This window comes from Kribbella sp. NPDC104740, assembly GCF_055583505.1.
Window position 1 is genome coordinate 199,341 of the sequence record NZ_JBVJNV010000009.1, and the last position, 15,311, is coordinate 214,651.

Annotated in this window: 19 protein-coding genes; 13 read left to right on the forward strand and 6 right to left on the reverse strand. The window is 69.4% G+C overall.

The genetic code is table 11. The features are described from left to right. Positions 1-10: 10 nt before the first annotated feature. Entirely contained in the window at positions 11-205 is a 195-nt protein-coding gene (locus ACZ6Z4_RS34995; RefSeq protein WP_363677410.1) for a hypothetical protein, read from the reverse strand. A gap of 99 nt (positions 206-304) precedes the next feature. Here ACZ6Z4_RS34995 and ACZ6Z4_RS35000 point away from each other — a divergent pair, with 99 nt between their 5' ends. After that, the gene (locus tag ACZ6Z4_RS35000) at positions 305-946 is read left to right on the forward strand and encodes a maleylpyruvate isomerase family mycothiol-dependent enzyme (protein WP_465575035.1); all 642 of its coding nucleotides are present in this window, start codon (positions 305-307) and stop codon (positions 944-946) included. A gap of 36 nt (positions 947-982) precedes the next feature. Here the strand turns inward: ACZ6Z4_RS35000 and ACZ6Z4_RS35005 are convergent, their stop codons facing one another. From ACZ6Z4_RS35005 to ACZ6Z4_RS35020, 4 genes are read right to left on the reverse strand one after another with little or no spacing between them, the layout of a single operon-like run. Further along, positions 983-1,804 (reverse strand): carbohydrate ABC transporter permease, encoded by an 822-nt coding sequence (locus ACZ6Z4_RS35005; RefSeq protein ID WP_465575039.1) that lies wholly within the window; start codon positions 1,802-1,804, stop codon positions 983-985. Beyond that, a complete protein-coding gene (locus ACZ6Z4_RS35010) occupies positions 1,801-2,736 on the reverse strand; it encodes a carbohydrate ABC transporter permease (protein ID WP_465575043.1) in 936 nt (311 codons plus the stop codon). Before ACZ6Z4_RS35010 ends, ACZ6Z4_RS35005 begins: the two co-directional genes overlap by 4 nt. Then, positions 2,733-4,016, reverse strand: a complete 1,284-nt coding sequence (locus ACZ6Z4_RS35015) for an ABC transporter substrate-binding protein (protein WP_465575047.1) — start codon at positions 4,014-4,016, stop codon at positions 2,733-2,735. Before ACZ6Z4_RS35015 ends, ACZ6Z4_RS35010 begins: the two co-directional genes overlap by 4 nt. Before the next feature lie 4 nt (positions 4,017-4,020). Continuing rightward, positions 4,021-5,019, reverse strand: coding sequence for a carbohydrate kinase family protein (locus tag ACZ6Z4_RS35020; RefSeq protein WP_465575050.1), 999 nt, complete (start codon positions 5,017-5,019; stop codon positions 4,021-4,023). Between the two features lie 125 nt (positions 5,020-5,144). Here ACZ6Z4_RS35020 and ACZ6Z4_RS35025 point away from each other — a divergent pair, with 125 nt between their 5' ends. From ACZ6Z4_RS35025 to ACZ6Z4_RS35075, 11 genes are all read left to right on the forward strand, one after another. Next, on the forward strand, positions 5,145-5,897 hold the full coding sequence (locus ACZ6Z4_RS35025; RefSeq protein WP_465575053.1) for a DeoR/GlpR family DNA-binding transcription regulator: 753 nt from the start codon (positions 5,145-5,147) through the stop codon (positions 5,895-5,897). Then, positions 5,894-7,237 (forward strand): 6-phospho-beta-glucosidase, encoded by a 1,344-nt coding sequence (locus ACZ6Z4_RS35030; RefSeq protein ID WP_465575056.1) that lies wholly within the window; start codon positions 5,894-5,896, stop codon positions 7,235-7,237. The genes ACZ6Z4_RS35025 and ACZ6Z4_RS35030 overlap by 4 nt, the downstream gene beginning before the upstream one ends. A gap of 170 nt (positions 7,238-7,407) precedes the next feature. After that, complete coding sequence (gene rpsP / locus ACZ6Z4_RS35035; RefSeq protein WP_465575059.1) at positions 7,408-7,917, forward strand: 30S ribosomal protein S16; 510 nt, start codon at positions 7,408-7,410, stop codon at positions 7,915-7,917. 5 nt (positions 7,918-7,922) lie between these two features. Then, complete coding sequence (locus ACZ6Z4_RS35040) at positions 7,923-8,174, forward strand: RNA-binding protein (RefSeq protein ID WP_363677423.1); 252 nt, start codon at positions 7,923-7,925, stop codon at positions 8,172-8,174. A 105-nt stretch (positions 8,175-8,279) separates the two neighbouring features. Next, complete coding sequence (rimM, locus tag ACZ6Z4_RS35045) at positions 8,280-8,828, forward strand: ribosome maturation factor RimM (RefSeq protein WP_465575062.1); 549 nt, start codon at positions 8,280-8,282, stop codon at positions 8,826-8,828. Continuing rightward, complete coding sequence (gene trmD / locus ACZ6Z4_RS35050; protein WP_465575067.1) at positions 8,828-10,027, forward strand: tRNA (guanosine(37)-N1)-methyltransferase TrmD; 1,200 nt, start codon at positions 8,828-8,830, stop codon at positions 10,025-10,027. Before rimM ends, trmD begins: the two co-directional genes overlap by 1 nt. Positions 10,028-10,181: 154 nt before the next feature. Further along, on the forward strand, positions 10,182-10,532 hold the full coding sequence (gene rplS, locus ACZ6Z4_RS35055; RefSeq protein WP_363677394.1) for a 50S ribosomal protein L19: 351 nt from the start codon (positions 10,182-10,184) through the stop codon (positions 10,530-10,532). Between the two features lie 136 nt (positions 10,533-10,668). Beyond that, the gene (lepB, locus tag ACZ6Z4_RS35060) at positions 10,669-11,298 is read left to right on the forward strand and encodes a signal peptidase I (protein ID WP_363677392.1); all 630 of its coding nucleotides are present in this window, start codon (positions 10,669-10,671) and stop codon (positions 11,296-11,298) included. Continuing rightward, entirely contained in the window at positions 11,295-12,065 is a 771-nt protein-coding gene (lepB, locus tag ACZ6Z4_RS35065) for a signal peptidase I (protein WP_363677391.1), read from the forward strand. Before lepB (ACZ6Z4_RS35060) ends, lepB (ACZ6Z4_RS35065) begins: the two co-directional genes overlap by 4 nt. Positions 12,066-12,433: 368 nt before the next feature. Beyond that, on the forward strand, positions 12,434-13,132 hold the full coding sequence (locus ACZ6Z4_RS35070; protein ID WP_363677390.1) for a ribonuclease HII: 699 nt from the start codon (positions 12,434-12,436) through the stop codon (positions 13,130-13,132). Continuing rightward, positions 13,129-13,452, forward strand: a complete 324-nt coding sequence (locus ACZ6Z4_RS35075) for a DUF2469 domain-containing protein (RefSeq protein ID WP_012922325.1) — start codon at positions 13,129-13,131, stop codon at positions 13,450-13,452. The genes ACZ6Z4_RS35070 and ACZ6Z4_RS35075 overlap by 4 nt, the downstream gene beginning before the upstream one ends. A 165-nt stretch (positions 13,453-13,617) precedes the next feature. Here the strand turns inward: ACZ6Z4_RS35075 and ACZ6Z4_RS35080 are convergent, their stop codons facing one another. Then, positions 13,618-14,400 (reverse strand): phosphotransferase, encoded by a 783-nt coding sequence (locus ACZ6Z4_RS35080; RefSeq protein WP_465575081.1) that lies wholly within the window; start codon positions 14,398-14,400, stop codon positions 13,618-13,620. Positions 14,401-14,496: 96 nt separating this feature from the next. Here ACZ6Z4_RS35080 and ACZ6Z4_RS35085 point away from each other — a divergent pair, with 96 nt between their 5' ends. Further along, positions 14,497-15,264, forward strand: coding sequence for an SDR family NAD(P)-dependent oxidoreductase (locus ACZ6Z4_RS35085; protein ID WP_465575084.1), 768 nt, complete (start codon positions 14,497-14,499; stop codon positions 15,262-15,264). The last annotated feature ends 47 nt before the right edge of the window (positions 15,265-15,311 follow it).

Genomic DNA, 15,311 nt, shown 5'->3' on the forward strand with positions numbered 1-15,311 from the left:
GTGTTGCGGATCAGATGGCGCGAGCGACGTAGACCGTCCGGGGCGGATCGAAGTCGACCACCACCACCGGTGTCCCGACCTCGATGACCTCGTCGGTCGCGGGGTAAGCGTAGAAGGCCTCGGTGGCACCGCGGACCGGCAACATCACCTCGCCGACGATCCCCGGACCGACCCGCCCGATCACGCGTCCCCGTTTCCCCACCATGTCGCACCTTCCGACGCACTCCGGCCTGCTCCAGTTCCCGCACCCTACCGCCCGGTCGAGCTCTACCGGCTGCCGTCGGCCGGTGCCACACTGCCGGGTATGGGGGAGTTGCACGAGCTGATCCGCACCGAGCGGCTGGGCCTGATCGAACTGCTGGAGACCCTGGGGCCGGCCGAGTGGTCCACGCCGTCGCTCTGCGGTGCCTGGACCGTGCAGCAGGTCGCCGCGCACCTCGCGTGGGCGCCGGTGACGCCGATGGCCGCAACGCTGGTCGCGCTGGCCCGTTCGGGTTTCCGGCTCAACCGGGCCAGTGCCGAGCAGAGCCGTACGGCGGCCGAGGCCGGACCGGAGGCGATCCTCGCGCAGTTGCGTGACAACGCGCGGACGGGCGCGCTGCCCAGCGGCGTACCGGTGCCGGCGGGCGTGGTCGAGGCGGTTGTCCACGGCATCGACATCCGGCGGCCGCTGGGCCGGCCCGTGACGATCACGCCGGAGGCCTTCCGGATCGCGGCCGACACCTCGGTCGGGCTGCGCTGGCCGCTGACCGTCGTGGTCGGCGGCAGCGCCCGCAAGCGGCTGGCCGGGCTGACGTTGGTTGCCGAGGGCTACGACTGGTCGTACGGCGAGGGGCCGGAGGCGGTCGGCTCGGCGGAGACGGTACTCCGGGTGCTGAACGGCCGGCCGGTCGACCGCGCCGAACTGACCGGACCGGGAGCGGGCCTGCTGATGTCCCGGCTCTGAGCGACCGCGGCTCGGGACAGCCGCGGTCGCTCAGTTCTAACCGCGGACAGCGCCTTCGGTGGCGCCCTTGATGAACTGCCGGGCGAAGACGATGAACACGATGATCAGCGGGATCATCGCCAGCAGCGCGCCGGTCATCACCATGCTGTAGTCGACCCCGTGCGACCGGTTCAGCGACGACAGCGCCACCTGGAGAGTCAGGTGGTCCGGGTTGGTCAGCACGATCAGCGGCCAGAAGTAGTCGTTCCAGCTGCCGACGAAGGTGAAGATGCCGAGGAACGCCAGCGCCGGCCGGGCCGACGGCAGCGCCACGTGCCGGTACACGCCGAAGAAGCCGCAGCCGTCCAGCGTCGCGGCCTCGATGAGCTCGTTGTGGATCGAGTTCTGGAAGTACTGCCGCAGCCAGAAGATGCCGAACGCGTTCGCCGCGGCCGGGATCACCAGCGCCTTCAGCGATCCCACCCAGCCGAACGCGATCATCGTCTGGAACTGCGGTACGACGGACAGCTGCGCCGGCAGCAGCATCGTCGCCAGCATGATCACGAACAGCGCCTGCCGTCCCGGGAACCGGAACTTGGCGAACGTGAACGCGGCCAGCGAGTCGAAGAACAGCACCAGCACCGTCGTACTGATCGCGACGATCGCCGTGTTGGCCATCGAGGAGAAGAACGCGACGTTCTCCAGCACGTGCCGGACGTTGTCGTCGAACTGCGACCCGAAGGTGAACTTCGGCGGGTAGCGGTAGATGTCGGCGGTGGTGTTGGTCGCCATCACCAGCGTCCAGAAGAACGGGAACAGGCAGAGCAGCCCGGCCACCGCCAGCCCGACGTGCAGGGCGATCCCGCGACCCCGGTTCATTCGGAGCTCCTTCCGCGCAGCAGTCGCCAGTTGATCGCCGTGAACAGCAGCACCAGCAGGAAGATGCTGATTGCGATCGCCCCGGCGTAGCCGTAGTCGTTGGCCCGGAAGGCGGTGTTGTAGAAGTACAGAACGGTCGTCAGGCCGCTCTGGTCGGCGCCACCGGTCTCACCGACCATGACCTGCGGCTCGGTGAACGTCTGCAAACCGCCGATCGTCGACATGATCACGGTGAACAGCACCACCGGCCGCAGCTGCGGCAGCGTGATCGAGAAGAACGTCCGCAGCGGGCCGGCGCCGTCCACCTTCGCCGCCTCGTACTGCTCGGTCGGGATCGCCTGCAGCCCGGCCAGGTAGATGATCGTGTTGTAGCCGGTCCACTGCCACACGATCATCGCCGAGACCGCGATCTTGATCCCCCACGGCTGCCCGAGCCAGTCCTCGGTGGGCAGCCCGAGCGCCCGCAGCCCGGAGTTGATCAGGCCGAAGTTGGTGCTGAAGATCGCGGCGAAGAAGATCGCCGCCGCGACCAGCGAGGTGATGTTCGGGATGAAGTACGCGATCCGGTAGACGCCCTTGAACCGGATCGCCGAGTTCAGCATCACCGCCAGCGTCAGCGCGATCGCCAGCGTCGGCACGGTCGACATCACGAACAGCACCAGCGTGTTCCACAGCGACAGCCAGAACGTGCTGTCCTCGAGCAGGAACCGGAAGTTCTGCAGCCCGACGAACGTGCGCGGCCCGAGGCCGTCCCACTTCTGGAACGCCAGCAGGATCGTGGAGCCCAGCGGGTACAGCCCGAACACCGCGAACAGGATGTAGAACGGCGACAGCGCCAGGTAGTACCGCCAGTACGACCAGATGCTCTTGCGCCGCGGCCCCGAGCCCGCCGTACCGGCGGACCGGGGCGGGGCCGTCGCGGTCAGCGTCACTGCACGCCCTGACGCTTGCCGATCTGCTTCGCCTGCGAGACCGCCTGCTGCCAGGCCGCCTCCGACGACTTGCTGCCGGCCTGGACCGACTTCAGCGCGGCCGTGTACGCGGCGGCGAGCGCGGAGTCGAACGGCGACTCGTAGGCGATCGGGACGTCGGCCGCCGCCGGGCCGAGCACGTCGATCGTCACCTGGCCACCGAAGAACGGGTCCGGAGCCTTCAGCTGCGGCTTCTCGTACGCCGCCGGCGTGGCCGGGAAGATCTGCGCGTCGGCGAACGCCTTGGCCTGGTTGTCCGGGCTGAGCAGGTACTTGATCACCTCGAAGGCGGCCGCCGGGTCCGGGCAGTTCTTGGTGATGGCCAGGAACGAGCCACCGAAGTTCGCCGGGCCGCTCGGGGTCGGCGCGACCCGCCACTTGCCGACGCCGGTCTTGCTGGCCGCCTTGATGTCGAGCGCCACCCAGGCGGCGCCGACCACGGTCGGCACGGTGCCCTGGTCGAGACCGGCGTTCCAGTCCGGCGTACCGCCCGGGGTGCGGCCGTCGACCTTGGTGGTGATCGCCTTCACCGACAGGTCCCAGGCCCGGCGGATGTGGTCCTGGTCGCCGATGAACCTGTTGTCCTTGTCGATGTAGCGGTCGGTGCCCTGGTTGATGATCGTGCCGTACATGTCGGTCGCGTCGGCGACGATCGGCGCCTTCGGGTTGGCCTTGCGCAGCTCCAGCCCGGCGGCCAGCAGGTCCTCCCAGGTCTTCAGCTCCGCGGCCACCTTGGCCGGGTCGCTGGGCAGACCGGCCTTGGCGAAGACGTCCTCGCGGTAGAACAGCGCGGTCGGGCCGATGTCGATCGGCAGCCCGATCACCTTGCCGTCCAGCGTGGTGGCCTGCTTGACCTTCCACTCGACGTACTCGCTCAGCACGGAGTCCGCGCCGACCGACTTCAGGTCGACGAACCGGTCGGCCTGCGGCAGCAGCGAGGCGATGTCCTCGCCCTTCAGACCGGTGATGTCGGGGATCGCGGTGCCGCCGTTGAGCGTGGTGACCAGCTTCTGCTTGAAGTCGCCGCCGATCTCGGAGTACTTGATGTGCTGGTCGGGGAAGTGCGCGATGGTGTCGTCCAGCACGGACTTGCCGAGGCCGCCGCCCCAGCACCACAGTGCCAGGTTGCCTCCTCCGTTCTTCTTGCCGGCGCCGGCGTCCATGCTCGACGAGCAGCCGGTGGCCGCGGCGACGACCGCGGCGAAGCTCCCAGCGAGCAGCGTGCGACGGGAGAGCTCCATGGTTCTACCTTCCTGACTGGTCGCGCGACGTCGCGCTTCCGATGGGTGCGCCCTGGGGGGATCCGTGGGTTTCCAGGAGCGCGGCAAGGGATTGGTCTTCCGGGTGGTGCTGGTGCCAGGCCGCGAGATCGGCCCAGGTCGGGGCCGCGTCGGCCCCGCCGTACCGGGTGACGGAGACGGCCGCGGTCAGCGCGCCGAACCGGACCCGCTCGGCCAGGGGCAGCCCCCACAGCGTGGCGGCGATGAATCCGGCGGCGAACACGTCACCCGCCCCGGTGGTGTCCACCGCCGGAACCTTCAGAGCCGGTACGGCGATCCGCTCGCCGGTCACGGCGTCGAGGGCGAGGGCGCCCTGGTCCCCGTTCGACACGACCACCAGCGGGACCAGCTCGGCGAGCGCGGTCAACGCTTGGTCGGGAGTGTCGGTCCGGGTGTAGTTCATCGCCTCGCCGGCGTTGGGCAGGAACACGTCGCAGTGCTGGAGCTGGTCCAGGACCTGCGGGTCCCACTGCTCCGACGGGTCCCAGCCGACGTCGGCGAACACCACGCTGCCGGCCGCCTTCGAGGTGGCCAGCCACTCGTTCGGCCAGGGGCCGATGTGGGCGGCGACCGCGCGGGCGGCCGGCGGCGTGGTGATCAGCTCGTCGGCCGACAGCGGGGGAGGGGTACCCCGGGTGACCAGCGCCCGGTCGTTGTCGTAGGCAAGAGCCACCGTGAGGGGGGTCTGCCAGCCGTCGAGCCTGCGGGAGAGCGTCAGGTCGACGTTCTCGTGGTTGGTGAGCCGGTCGCGGAGGCGGTCGCCGAGATCGTCGGCGCCGAAGGTCGCGGCCAGTCCGGTGCGGAGTCCGAGGCGGGCCAGCGCGACCGCGAAGTTCGCGATCCCGCCGGGGCTCTCGGCCGAGTCGGTCGCCCAGACCTCGGTGCCGGAGCGGGGCGCGCTGGGCAGGCCGAGCACCAGGTCGTGGAAGACCAGGCCGGACACCACCACATCCAGCTCGCTCATGTTCGGCACACTCCTGCACTGTCGCTCAAACTCGTGCAGACAGTGTGGTCCTTTCGAGCAAACCGCGCAATACCCGTGCAGATTGTTGCGTGAGTGTGACGGAGTTTGCGTGATACGGTCTCTCCGTGTTGCCGAAGCAGCGTCAGGACCAGATCGTGCGTGCACTCAAGGCCGACGGGGCCGGGGGCGTCAAAGTGCTGGCCGCGCAGCTGGGGGTCAGCGAGGCGACGATCCGCCGCGACCTCGAGCAGCTGCACGAGCAGGGCCGGCTGACCCGGGTGTACGGCGGGGCGCTGGCCGTCGACGGCGGCGACGAGCCGTTCGCCGAAGTCAGTGCGGTGCACGCCGACGAGAAGAACCGGATCGCCCGCGCGGCGGCCGAGCTGATCTCCGACGGCGAGTCCGTGCTGCTCGACATCGGGACCACCGCGCTGCGGCTCGCGCAGCAGCTGCACGGCCGGTCCCTGACCGTTGTCACCAGCAACCTCGCCGTCCTGGAGGAGCTGCAGAACGACGAGCAGATCGAGCTGATCGTGCTCGGCGGGTTCCTGCGCCGCAGCTACCGCTCCCTGGTCGGGTACCTGACCGAGGAGAGCCTGCGCCAGATCCACGTCGACACGCTGTTCCTCGGCACCAGCGGGGTCCGCCCCGACGGCCGGGTGATGGACAGCACGATGATCGAGGTCCCGGTCAAGCGCGCGATGATCCAGGCCGCCGACCGGGTGGTGCTGCTGGCCGACGGCACCAAGTTCCCCGGCCACGGCGTCGCGAAGGTCTGCGACCCGGCGGAGCTGGCGATCGTGGTGACCGACCCCGGCGCGGACGAGAAGACCCGCGCCCAACTGACCGAAGCGGGAGTGCAGGTGGTACTGGCGTGAAACTCACCATCCTCGGCGGCGGCGGTTTCCGCGTCCCGCTGGTCTACCAGGCGTTGCTGTCGGATCGCGGTGAAGGCCGGATCACGTCGGTCACGCTCTATGACACCGACCACCACCGCCTGGACGCGATCACCGCAGTACTGAAGCAACAAGCTGCTTCCTTTTCTGATGCTCCTTCGGTTTCTCCGACGACTGATCTCGACGAAGCCATTCGTGGTGCCGACTTCGTCTTCTCCGCCATCCGCGTGGGCGGCCTCGAAGGCCGCACCGTCGACGAGCGGGTCGCTCTCGACCTCGGTGTCCTGGGTCAGGAGACCGTCGGCGCGGGCGGGATCGCCTACGGCCTGCGAACGTTGCCGGTGGCAACTGCCATCGCGCGGCGGATCGCCGTACTGGCTCCCGAGGCCTGGGTGATCAACTTCACCAACCCGGCCGGCATGGTGACCGAGTCGATGCTCCCGTACCTCGGCGACCGCGTGATCGGCATCTGCGACTCACCGTCCGGCCTCGGCCGCCGCGCCGCGCTCGCGCTCGGTCTCGACGCTGATCAGACCTTCTACGACTACGCGGGCCTCAACCACCTCGGCTGGCTCCGCAGGCTCGAGTACGACGGCGTCGACCGCCTGCCCCAGTTGCTCGCCGACCCCGAGGCGCTCGGCGCCTTCGAGGAGGGCCGCCTGTTCGGCGTCGAGTGGTTGCGCTCGCTGGGCTCGATCCCGAACGAGTACCTGCACTACTACTACTTCGCCCGCGAGACGCTGGCCGCCGTCCAGTCGGTGGAGAAGACCCGCGGCAAGTTCCTGCTCGACCAGCAGTCCGACTTCTACGCCGAGACCGGCCGCCGCCCCGGCGACGCGCTGGAGCTGTGGCAGAAGACCCGCGCCGAGCGCGAGTCGACGTACATGGTGGAGAGCCGTGAGGTCGCGGACGCCGGGGAGCGCGACGAGCGCGACATGTCGGCCGGCGGCTACGAGCAGGTCGCGCTGTCGCTGATGCGCGCGATCGCCCACAACGAGCGCGCCTCGCTGATCCTGAACGTGCGCAACCGCGGCACGCTGGAGCACCTGGACGCCGACGCCGTGGTGGAGATCCCGTGCACGGTCGACGCCAACGGCGCCCGGCCGCTGACCGTCTCCCAGCTCACCGACCACCAGGCCGGGCTGGTCAGCGCGGTCAAGGCGGTCGAGCGCTCGACGATCGAGGCGGCCGCCTCGGGATCGCGGGCGACCGCGCTGCGGGCGTTCGCCTGGCACCCGCTGATCGACTCGGTGAACACCGCGGGCAAACTGCTCGACGGGTACGTCGACCGGCTGCCGGATCTCGCGGCCTTCCGGGCCTGACCCGGATTGGGTTGCGGGCGCCTGATCTGGCAGAATGTCAGGCTGAGTCCGTCCGGATGTCGTGCAGCCCTCTAACTCCACGCGCCGGCCGGCCCATCGAGCCATCCTCCGTTGTCCCCACGACGGCGTGCAGCTCACCCATTTGTATTCCCAAGGGAGACCACACAAACGTGGCAGTCAAGATCCGTTTGAAGCGCATCGGCAAGAAGCGTGCGCCGCACTACCGCATCGTCGTGATGGACGCCCGCGCCAAGCGTGACGGCCGCGCCATCGAGGAGATCGGCAAGTACAACCCGAAGACCGAGCCGTCGTTCATCCACGTCGAGTCGGAGCGGGCGCAGTACTGGCTGGGCGTCGGCGCGCAGCCGACCGAGGCCGTCGAGGCGATCTTCAAGGCCAGCGGCGACTGGCAGAAGTTCAAGGGCCTGGAGGCCCCGGCGCCGCTGCGGGTGGCCGAGCCGAAGCGCGACAAGCAGGAGATCTTCAACGAGGCCCTCGCCGAGGCGCACGGCACGCTGAAGACCGAGGCCGTCACCGCGAAGAAGTCCGCGGCCAAGAAGGCCGACAAGAAGGACGACGCCGCCAAGGACGAGGCCAAGACCGAGGAGCCGAAGGCGGAGGCCGCCGAGGCCGAGGCCCCGGCCGCCGAGGCCGCGCCGGCCGACGACGCCAAGGCCTGACCATGATGGAGACCGAGGCGCTGGAGCACCTGGTCCGAGGCATCGTGGACAACCCTGACGACGTCAACGTCCGGTCGCGCAACCTGCGCCGCGGACGCACCCTCGAGGTGCACGTGCACCCCGACGACATCGGCAAGGTGATCGGCCGCAACGGCCGGACGGCGACCGCGATCAGGACCGTGGTCGGGGCGCTCAGCTCCGAGCAGTCGGTCCGGATCGACTTCGTCGACGAGCTCAACCGGCGCCCGCGCCGCTGATCTCGAGCAGTCTCTGGAGGGCCGTACCCCTTGGGTGCGGCCCTTCGCCTTATCTTCGGTACGTCGGCCCGCTGGGGGCCGTGGAAAGCAGAGAGGGACACGCAGGTGCTGGTGACCGTCGGCCGGATCGGCCGGGCACACGGGATCAAGGGTGAGGTCGGGATGATCGTCCGGACCGACGAGCCGGACCGCCGGTTCGCCGACGGCGCGGTCCTGATGACGGAGGGCAAGCCCGCCCGGGCCCTGACCGTCCAGTCCACCCGCTGGCACAGCGGCCGGCTGCTGGTGAAGTTCGCCGAGGCCCCGGACCGGACCGCCGCCGAGCTCCTGCGCAACCTGGCCGTCCAGGCCGAGATCGGCGACGAGGAGCGGCCGGAGGACCCGGAGGAGTACTACGACCGCGAGCTGGTCGGGCTGAAGGTCCGGACCACCGACGGCGCCGAGGCCGGCGAAGTCATCGACGTGGTGCACCTGCCGTCGCAGGACCTGCTGGAGATCCGCCGCCCGGGCGGCAACGCCGTACTGGTGCCGCTGGTCGAGGAGCTGGTCCCGGAGATCGACCTGGGCGCTGGGTTCGTGCTGGTGGCCGACCGGCCCGGCCTGCTGGACCCGGACGGCGCTGAAGTGGTCCCGACCGAGCCGGACGCCGGCTGATGAGGCTGGACGTCTTCTCGATCTTCCCGGAGTACCTGGCCGCGCTGGACCTGAGTCTGGTCGGCAAGGCGGCGAAGAGCGGCCTGCTGGACGTCCGGCTGCACGACCTGCGCGACTGGACCCACGACCGGCACCGCACCGTCGACGACACTCCGTCGGGAGGTGGCGCCGGCATGGTGATGAAGCCGGAGCCGTGGGGTGAGGCGCTGGACAGCGTGGCGCCTCTCGACGGTCCGGCTCAGCCCCGGCTGATCGTGCCGACGCCTGCTGGTCGCCCGTTCAGCCAGGAGCTCGCCTACGAGCTAGCCGCGGAGCCGTGGCTCGCCTTCGCCTGCGGCCGGTACGAGGGGATCGACGCGCGCGTCGCGGCGTACGCGGGGGAGCGGATGCGCGTCGACGAGGTCTCCATCGGTGACTACGTGCTGAACGGCGGTGAGGTCGCCGTTCTGGTCATGGTCGAGGCGGTCGCCCGGCTGCTGCCCGGTGTGATCGGCAACCCGGAGTCCCTGGCCGAGGAGTCCCACTCGGGTGACGGCCTGCTGGAGTACCCGGTGTACACCAAGCCGACCTCCTGGCGCGGCCACGACGTACCGGACGTCCTGCTGTCCGGGAACCACGCCCTGATCGCCCAGTGGCGCCACGACCAGGCCGTACGGCGTACTGCTGAGCGCCGCCCGGACCTGCTGGCCGCCTGGGGCGGTGTGGTCGCAGGCAAGGACGACGCGGCCGCGCTGGTCGACGTACTGCCTGCTGCTGAGTCGGACGCCGGGGAGCTGCTCACGCTGCAGCGGGCCGCGTACCTGTCCGAGGCGCTGGCGTACGACGACTTCACCATCCCGCCGCTGCTCGAGCCGGTGGAGGGCGTCGCTGAGCGGATCCGCCAGGGCGTGGTCTGGAAGGCCGTCGCCGGGACGCGGATCGTCGGGTCGGTGCACCTGGCCGTGGACGGCTCGGTGGGCCGGGTCGGCCGGCTGATGGTCGCGCCGGACTGGCAGGGGCGCGGGGTCGGGACGCGGCTGCTGAAGGTGGCCGAGCAGACGGCGCCGGCCGAGGTCACGGCGTACGAGCTGTTCACCGGGACGGAGAGCGAGCGGAACCTCGGGCTGTACCGCAAGGCCGGTTACCGAGAGGTACGGCGCGAGCCGCACACCGCGAAGATCGAGTTCGTGCTGCTGGCCAAGCGGCGCCGCCGCCGGTGATTTCGCCGCGACCGGGGCCGTGTGGCAAACTTGGTCGCTGTTGCCAGTGCGGTGCTCCTGCCACAGGGGGTGACCATCGCACAGCGACATCCTTCAGCTTCTCACCACCTATTTCGTGGGTGACCTGTGGCACGCGCGAGAAAGCGAACACCTGATGACCAACGTCCTGAACGAGCTCGACAACGCGAGCAAGCGTGACGACATCCCCTCCTTCCGCGCCGGCGACACGGTCAACGTGCACGTCAAGGTCGTCGAGGGCAGCCGCTCCCGCGTCCAGGTGTTCAAGGGCGTCGTGATCCGCCGCCAGGGTGGTGGCCTGCAGGAGACCTTCACGGTCCGCAAGGTCAGCTTCGGCGTCGGTGTCGAGCGCACCTTCCCGATGCACACCCCGATCGTCGAGAAGGTCGAGGTCGTCACCCGCGGTGACGTCCGTCGCGCCAAGCTGTACTACCTGCGTGAGCTGCGCGGCAAGGCCGCCAAGATCAAGGAGAAGCGGGACGTCTGAGTCCTAGCGACGACGGTCAGGTATGGCGCCGAGCACTGCGACTCGCGCTCGCCCGGTAGCCAAGAGGGCACGTCGCAGCAAAGGACGACATCGCAGGCTCAAGCAGCGCAACCCGCTGCTGAGCCTGCTGATCGAGATGACCACGGTGACGGTGCTCGCCCTGGTCATCACGGTCGTTCTGCGGCTTTTCGTCGCCGAGGCGTTCTACGTCCCCTCGGAGTCGATGTACGACACGCTCACGACGAACGACCGGATCCTGGCCGAGAAGGTCAGCTACCTGCACCGCGACGTCGACCGGGGCGACATCATCGTCTTCAAGGACCCCGGCAACTGGCTGAACGAGGAGCAGGAGACCCCCGGTCCGCTGCGCCGCGTCGGTGAGTTCGTCGGCATCCTGCCGCGCAGCGGCGAGGGACACCTGGTCAAGCGGGTGATCGGCCTGCCCGGCGACCGGGTGTTCTGCTGCGACCGGTCGAGCCGGATCCTGGTCAACAAGATCCCGCTCGACGAGCAGGAGTACCTGCTGAAGGACGCGAAGCCGTCGCTGCAGCCGTTCGACGTCGTCGTACCGCCTGGTCATCTGTGGGTGATGGGGGACAACCGCGCCGAGTCGGCCGACTCGCGCGCCCACATGGGGGGTCCCGGTGGCGGGTTCGTGCCGATCGAGAACGTGGTTGGCCGGGCCTGTTGCGTAATCTGGCCGTCTGACCGGATGACGATGCTGCGTCCTCCGGAAACCTTCAAGAAGCCGGGGCTGAAGAAGTGACCGATACATCGACCGAGGCGACGCCGGACAAACCCACCCACCGCTCGGGGCTGGCGGCCGCGGCCCGCGAGTTCGTGCTGATCGTGGTCGGAGCGCTGATCGTCTCGTCGATCCTGCGGGCGTTCGTCGGGCAGATGTTCATCATCCCGAGCGAGTCGATGCAGAACACGCTGCTGGTCGGCGACCGGGTCGTGGTCGAGAAGCTGACCGACGTCGAGCGCGGTGACGTCGTCGTCTTCGAGGACCCGGGCGGCTGGCTCGGCACCGAGGAGAGCGGCCAGAAGCGCGGCTCGATCGGCCGCTTCTTCGAGGTCGTCGGCCTGCTTCCCGACTCCAGCCACGGCCACCTGATCAAGCGCCTGATCGGCATGCCCGGCGACAAGGTGGAGTGCTGCGACGAGAAGGGCCGCCTGCTCGTCAACGGCCAGCCCCTCGAGGAGTCGTCGTACCTGTACCCCGGTGACGCCCCCTCCGCGATGGAGTTCCAGGTCGTCGTCCCGGCCGGCAAGATCTTCGTGATGGGCGACCACCGCTCCGAGTCGGGCGACTCCCGCGTCCACCTCAGCGACACCGGCCCCGACGGCGGCGCCCCCGGTGACGCCGCCTTCGTCCCCCTCGACAAGGTCACCGGCCGCGCCATCCTGGTCGTCTGGCCCGCCAGCAACTTCACCAAGCTCGGCGTCCCCGACACGTTCAAATCCATCCCGGCCCCCGCGGGCCCACCGCCCGCCAAGCCGTCGATCTCGCTGACACCACCCCCCAAGTAGGCGGAGCCCGTGCCACTCACCGCACACCCGCCCACCGGCAGTTCCTTCCGAGCATCGGCCACCGGCAGCTTCTTTCAAGTACCGGCCACCGCCGGGTCCGGCGACCTCTTTCGGGTGCCGGTCACCGCCGGGTCCGGCGACCTCTTCCGGGTACCGGCCACCGCGGGGTCGGGCGACCTCTTTCGGGTGCCGGCCACCGCGGGGTCCGGCGACCTCTTCCGGGTACCGGCCAGCGCGAGGTCCGGCGACGTCTTTCAAGTACCGGCCACCGCCAGCTCCAGCGACCTCGCCACCCCGCTCGCCAGCGCCGTACCTGGTCGTCCCGCCTCCCATGGCGGTGTTCGCCCATGCCCTGCGGGGAGACTCGGATGAGCGCTCTCCCGCGCGGCAGCACGATCCGCCGCGACGCGGGCCTGTACGGCTACGAGCGCGCCCTGCGCCGCGTCGGGCTCGACCCGATCGCCGGCGTCGACGAGGCCGGCCGCGGACCCTGCGCCGGCCCGCTGGTCGCCGCGGCCGTGATCCTGCCCGACGGTAAGCGCGGCCAGATCCCCGAGCTCGCCGACTCGAAGCTGCTCACCGCGAAGGCCCGCGACCGCTGCTACGACCAGATCCGCGCCCGCGCGCTGGCCTGGTCGGTGGTGTCGATCGAGGCCGACGAGTGCGACCGGCTCGGCATGCACGTCGCGAACGTGCAGGCGCTGCGGCGGGCCCTGTTCCGCCTCGACGTGCGGCCGTCGTACGTGCTGACCGACGGTTTCGGCGTCGACGGTCTCGGCGTACCGGGCCTGGCGATCTGGAAGGGCGACCGCGTCGCCGCCTGCATCGCTGCCGCGTCAGTGATCGCGAAGGTGACCCGCGACCGGATCATGGCGCACTGGGACACCGTCTACCCGGAGTACGATTTCGCGGTCCACAAGGGCTACTGCACGCCTGAGCACCAGGCGGCACTGGACAAATACGGCCCGTGTCCACAACATCGCCGCCGATTCGAGAATGTCCGCCGCAGTCTGCGGCCCGATATGGGACAGAATGTGACCAGTCCCACCGGAGTGGAGAGCCGATGAGTGCTGACGACCTCGAGAAGTACGAGACCGATATGGAGCTTCAGCTCTATCGGGAGTACAAGGACGTCGTCGGGATCTTCAAGTACGTCGTGGAGACCGAACGGCGCTTCTACCTGTGCAACGCCGTGGACCTCAAGGTCCGCACCGAAGGCGGCGACGTCTACTTCGAAGTGACGATGGCCGACGCCTGGGTCTGGGACGTCTACCGATCGGCCCGCTTCGTGAAGAACGCCAAGGTCGTCACCTTCCGCGACGTCAACATCGAAGAGCTCGCCAAGTCCGACCTGGAAGTCCCCAAGGACTCCGACTTCGGCCGCTGACCCGCGCTGAGCACCGGGCGGTCCTCCTCGGGGTGCCCGGCTCAGCGCGCGGTCATCCGCAGGACTGCGTCCGTACGCCGTCCTGCGCTTCCGCGCGCCCTGGCTTCTCCGCACTGATCGTCCGCGAGTACGTCGCCCTGGACAGCTCCGCGTGCAGCACGTCCCTCAGCGCAGCGCCAGCTCGAGTTCCTCGGTCTTCGTCTCCAACCACCGAAGCTCCCGCGCGTAGAACTCCAGCGACACCGCCGAGTCCCGCGCTCCCAATCCCCACCCCTCGACCTGCCCCGCGGCCCGGAGCTTCGCCTGAACCAAGGCCGGCACCAGCCGCGCCCGGTCCTCCAACCCGTAAGCATCGGCAAGCACCCGCAGCCGCCGCCCGAGATCCGGCTGCTCCTCGAAGCCGGTCTCGACCAGCTCCTGCTCCGAAGCCAGCGGCACGAACGCCCAAGCCGCCGCCGCGACATCCAGCAGCGGCGTACTGGCTCCGCACGCGTCCCAATCGATGAACGCAACCGGCAGCCCGTCGCGGTACACCGTGTTCCAAGGCCCCAGGTCTCCATGCGACATCACCTCACCGGCGCCCAACCCACCCGGCGGCACGAACCCCGCACTCGCCTCATGCAGCCGCCGCAACAGGCGGCCCACCTCGGCGAGTGCCTCCTCCGAGCGCATCGCAGCGGTCAACGGGTTCCCCTTACCGGGCGTCCACTCCGGATCCGCCGGCACCTCACCCGCCAGCCAGCTGAGGACCTCCACGCCATCCTCCACACCCAGAACCCGCGGCGCCCCCTCGAACCCCACTACTTCCAGATGCCGCAGATACGCATGCACGACCGGCGAACCCGCGCCAACCTCTCGCCGTACGGTCTCCCCACGCCGCACGACCCCACCGTTGTTGCGCCCGCCCACCAGCGTCTGGTCAGCTCCCGCCGCCACCTCATCGTCCATCTCCCCAGCATCCCGCACCCACCGATACCCGCCGGGTATTGCTGCCCCACCCAAACCGTCATTGTTCGCCCAGTCGTCGCTTGATGGAGTTGTTGCATGAGACAACTTCAGAACAAGGTCGCCCTGATCACCGGCGGGACCGCAGGTATCGGCCTGGCCACCGCACAGCGCTTCACCGAGGAAGGCGCGACCGTCTACATCACTGGCCGCCGCCGGCCCGAACTCGACACCGCAGCCACCAAGTCAGGCGCCATCCCAGTCCAGGGCGACGTAGCCAACCCAGCCGACCTCGATCGCCTCTACGCCCAGATTCGCGCCGACGGCCACCGCCTCGACGTACTGGTCGCCAACGTAGGCGTCGGCGACTTCGTCCGCCTCGAAGACATCACCGAGCACCACTACGACCGCATCTTCAACACCAACGTCAAAGCCACCCTCAGCACCGTCCAAAAGGCCCTCCCGCTCCTCAACGACGGCGCCTCGATCGTCCTCGTCACCTCGATCGCCTCAGTCACCCACCAGGAGGGCCTCAGCGTCTACTCCGCCTCCAAGGCAGCAGTCCGCTCCTTCGCCCGCAGCTGGGCCAGAGAGCTGAGCCCCCGCAACATCCGAGTCAACGCAATGTCCCCCGGCAGCACCGACACCCCCGCAGTAGACACCGCCCTCACCGCCGCCGGCCTCACCACCGAGTCCGCCCGCACCACCTGGAAAACCAACCACGCAGCCAACATCCCCCTCTCCCGAGTCTCCCAACCAGAAGAACAAGCCGCCGCAATCCTCTTCCTGGCTTCCCCACAAAGCACCTACGTCACAGGCACCGAACTGGTAACCGACGGCGGCACCACCACGGGCCTCAACCTCTAAACCACTTCGCAGGCACGCCGCCAAGCTCGCGCTGTTTGTGATGGCTG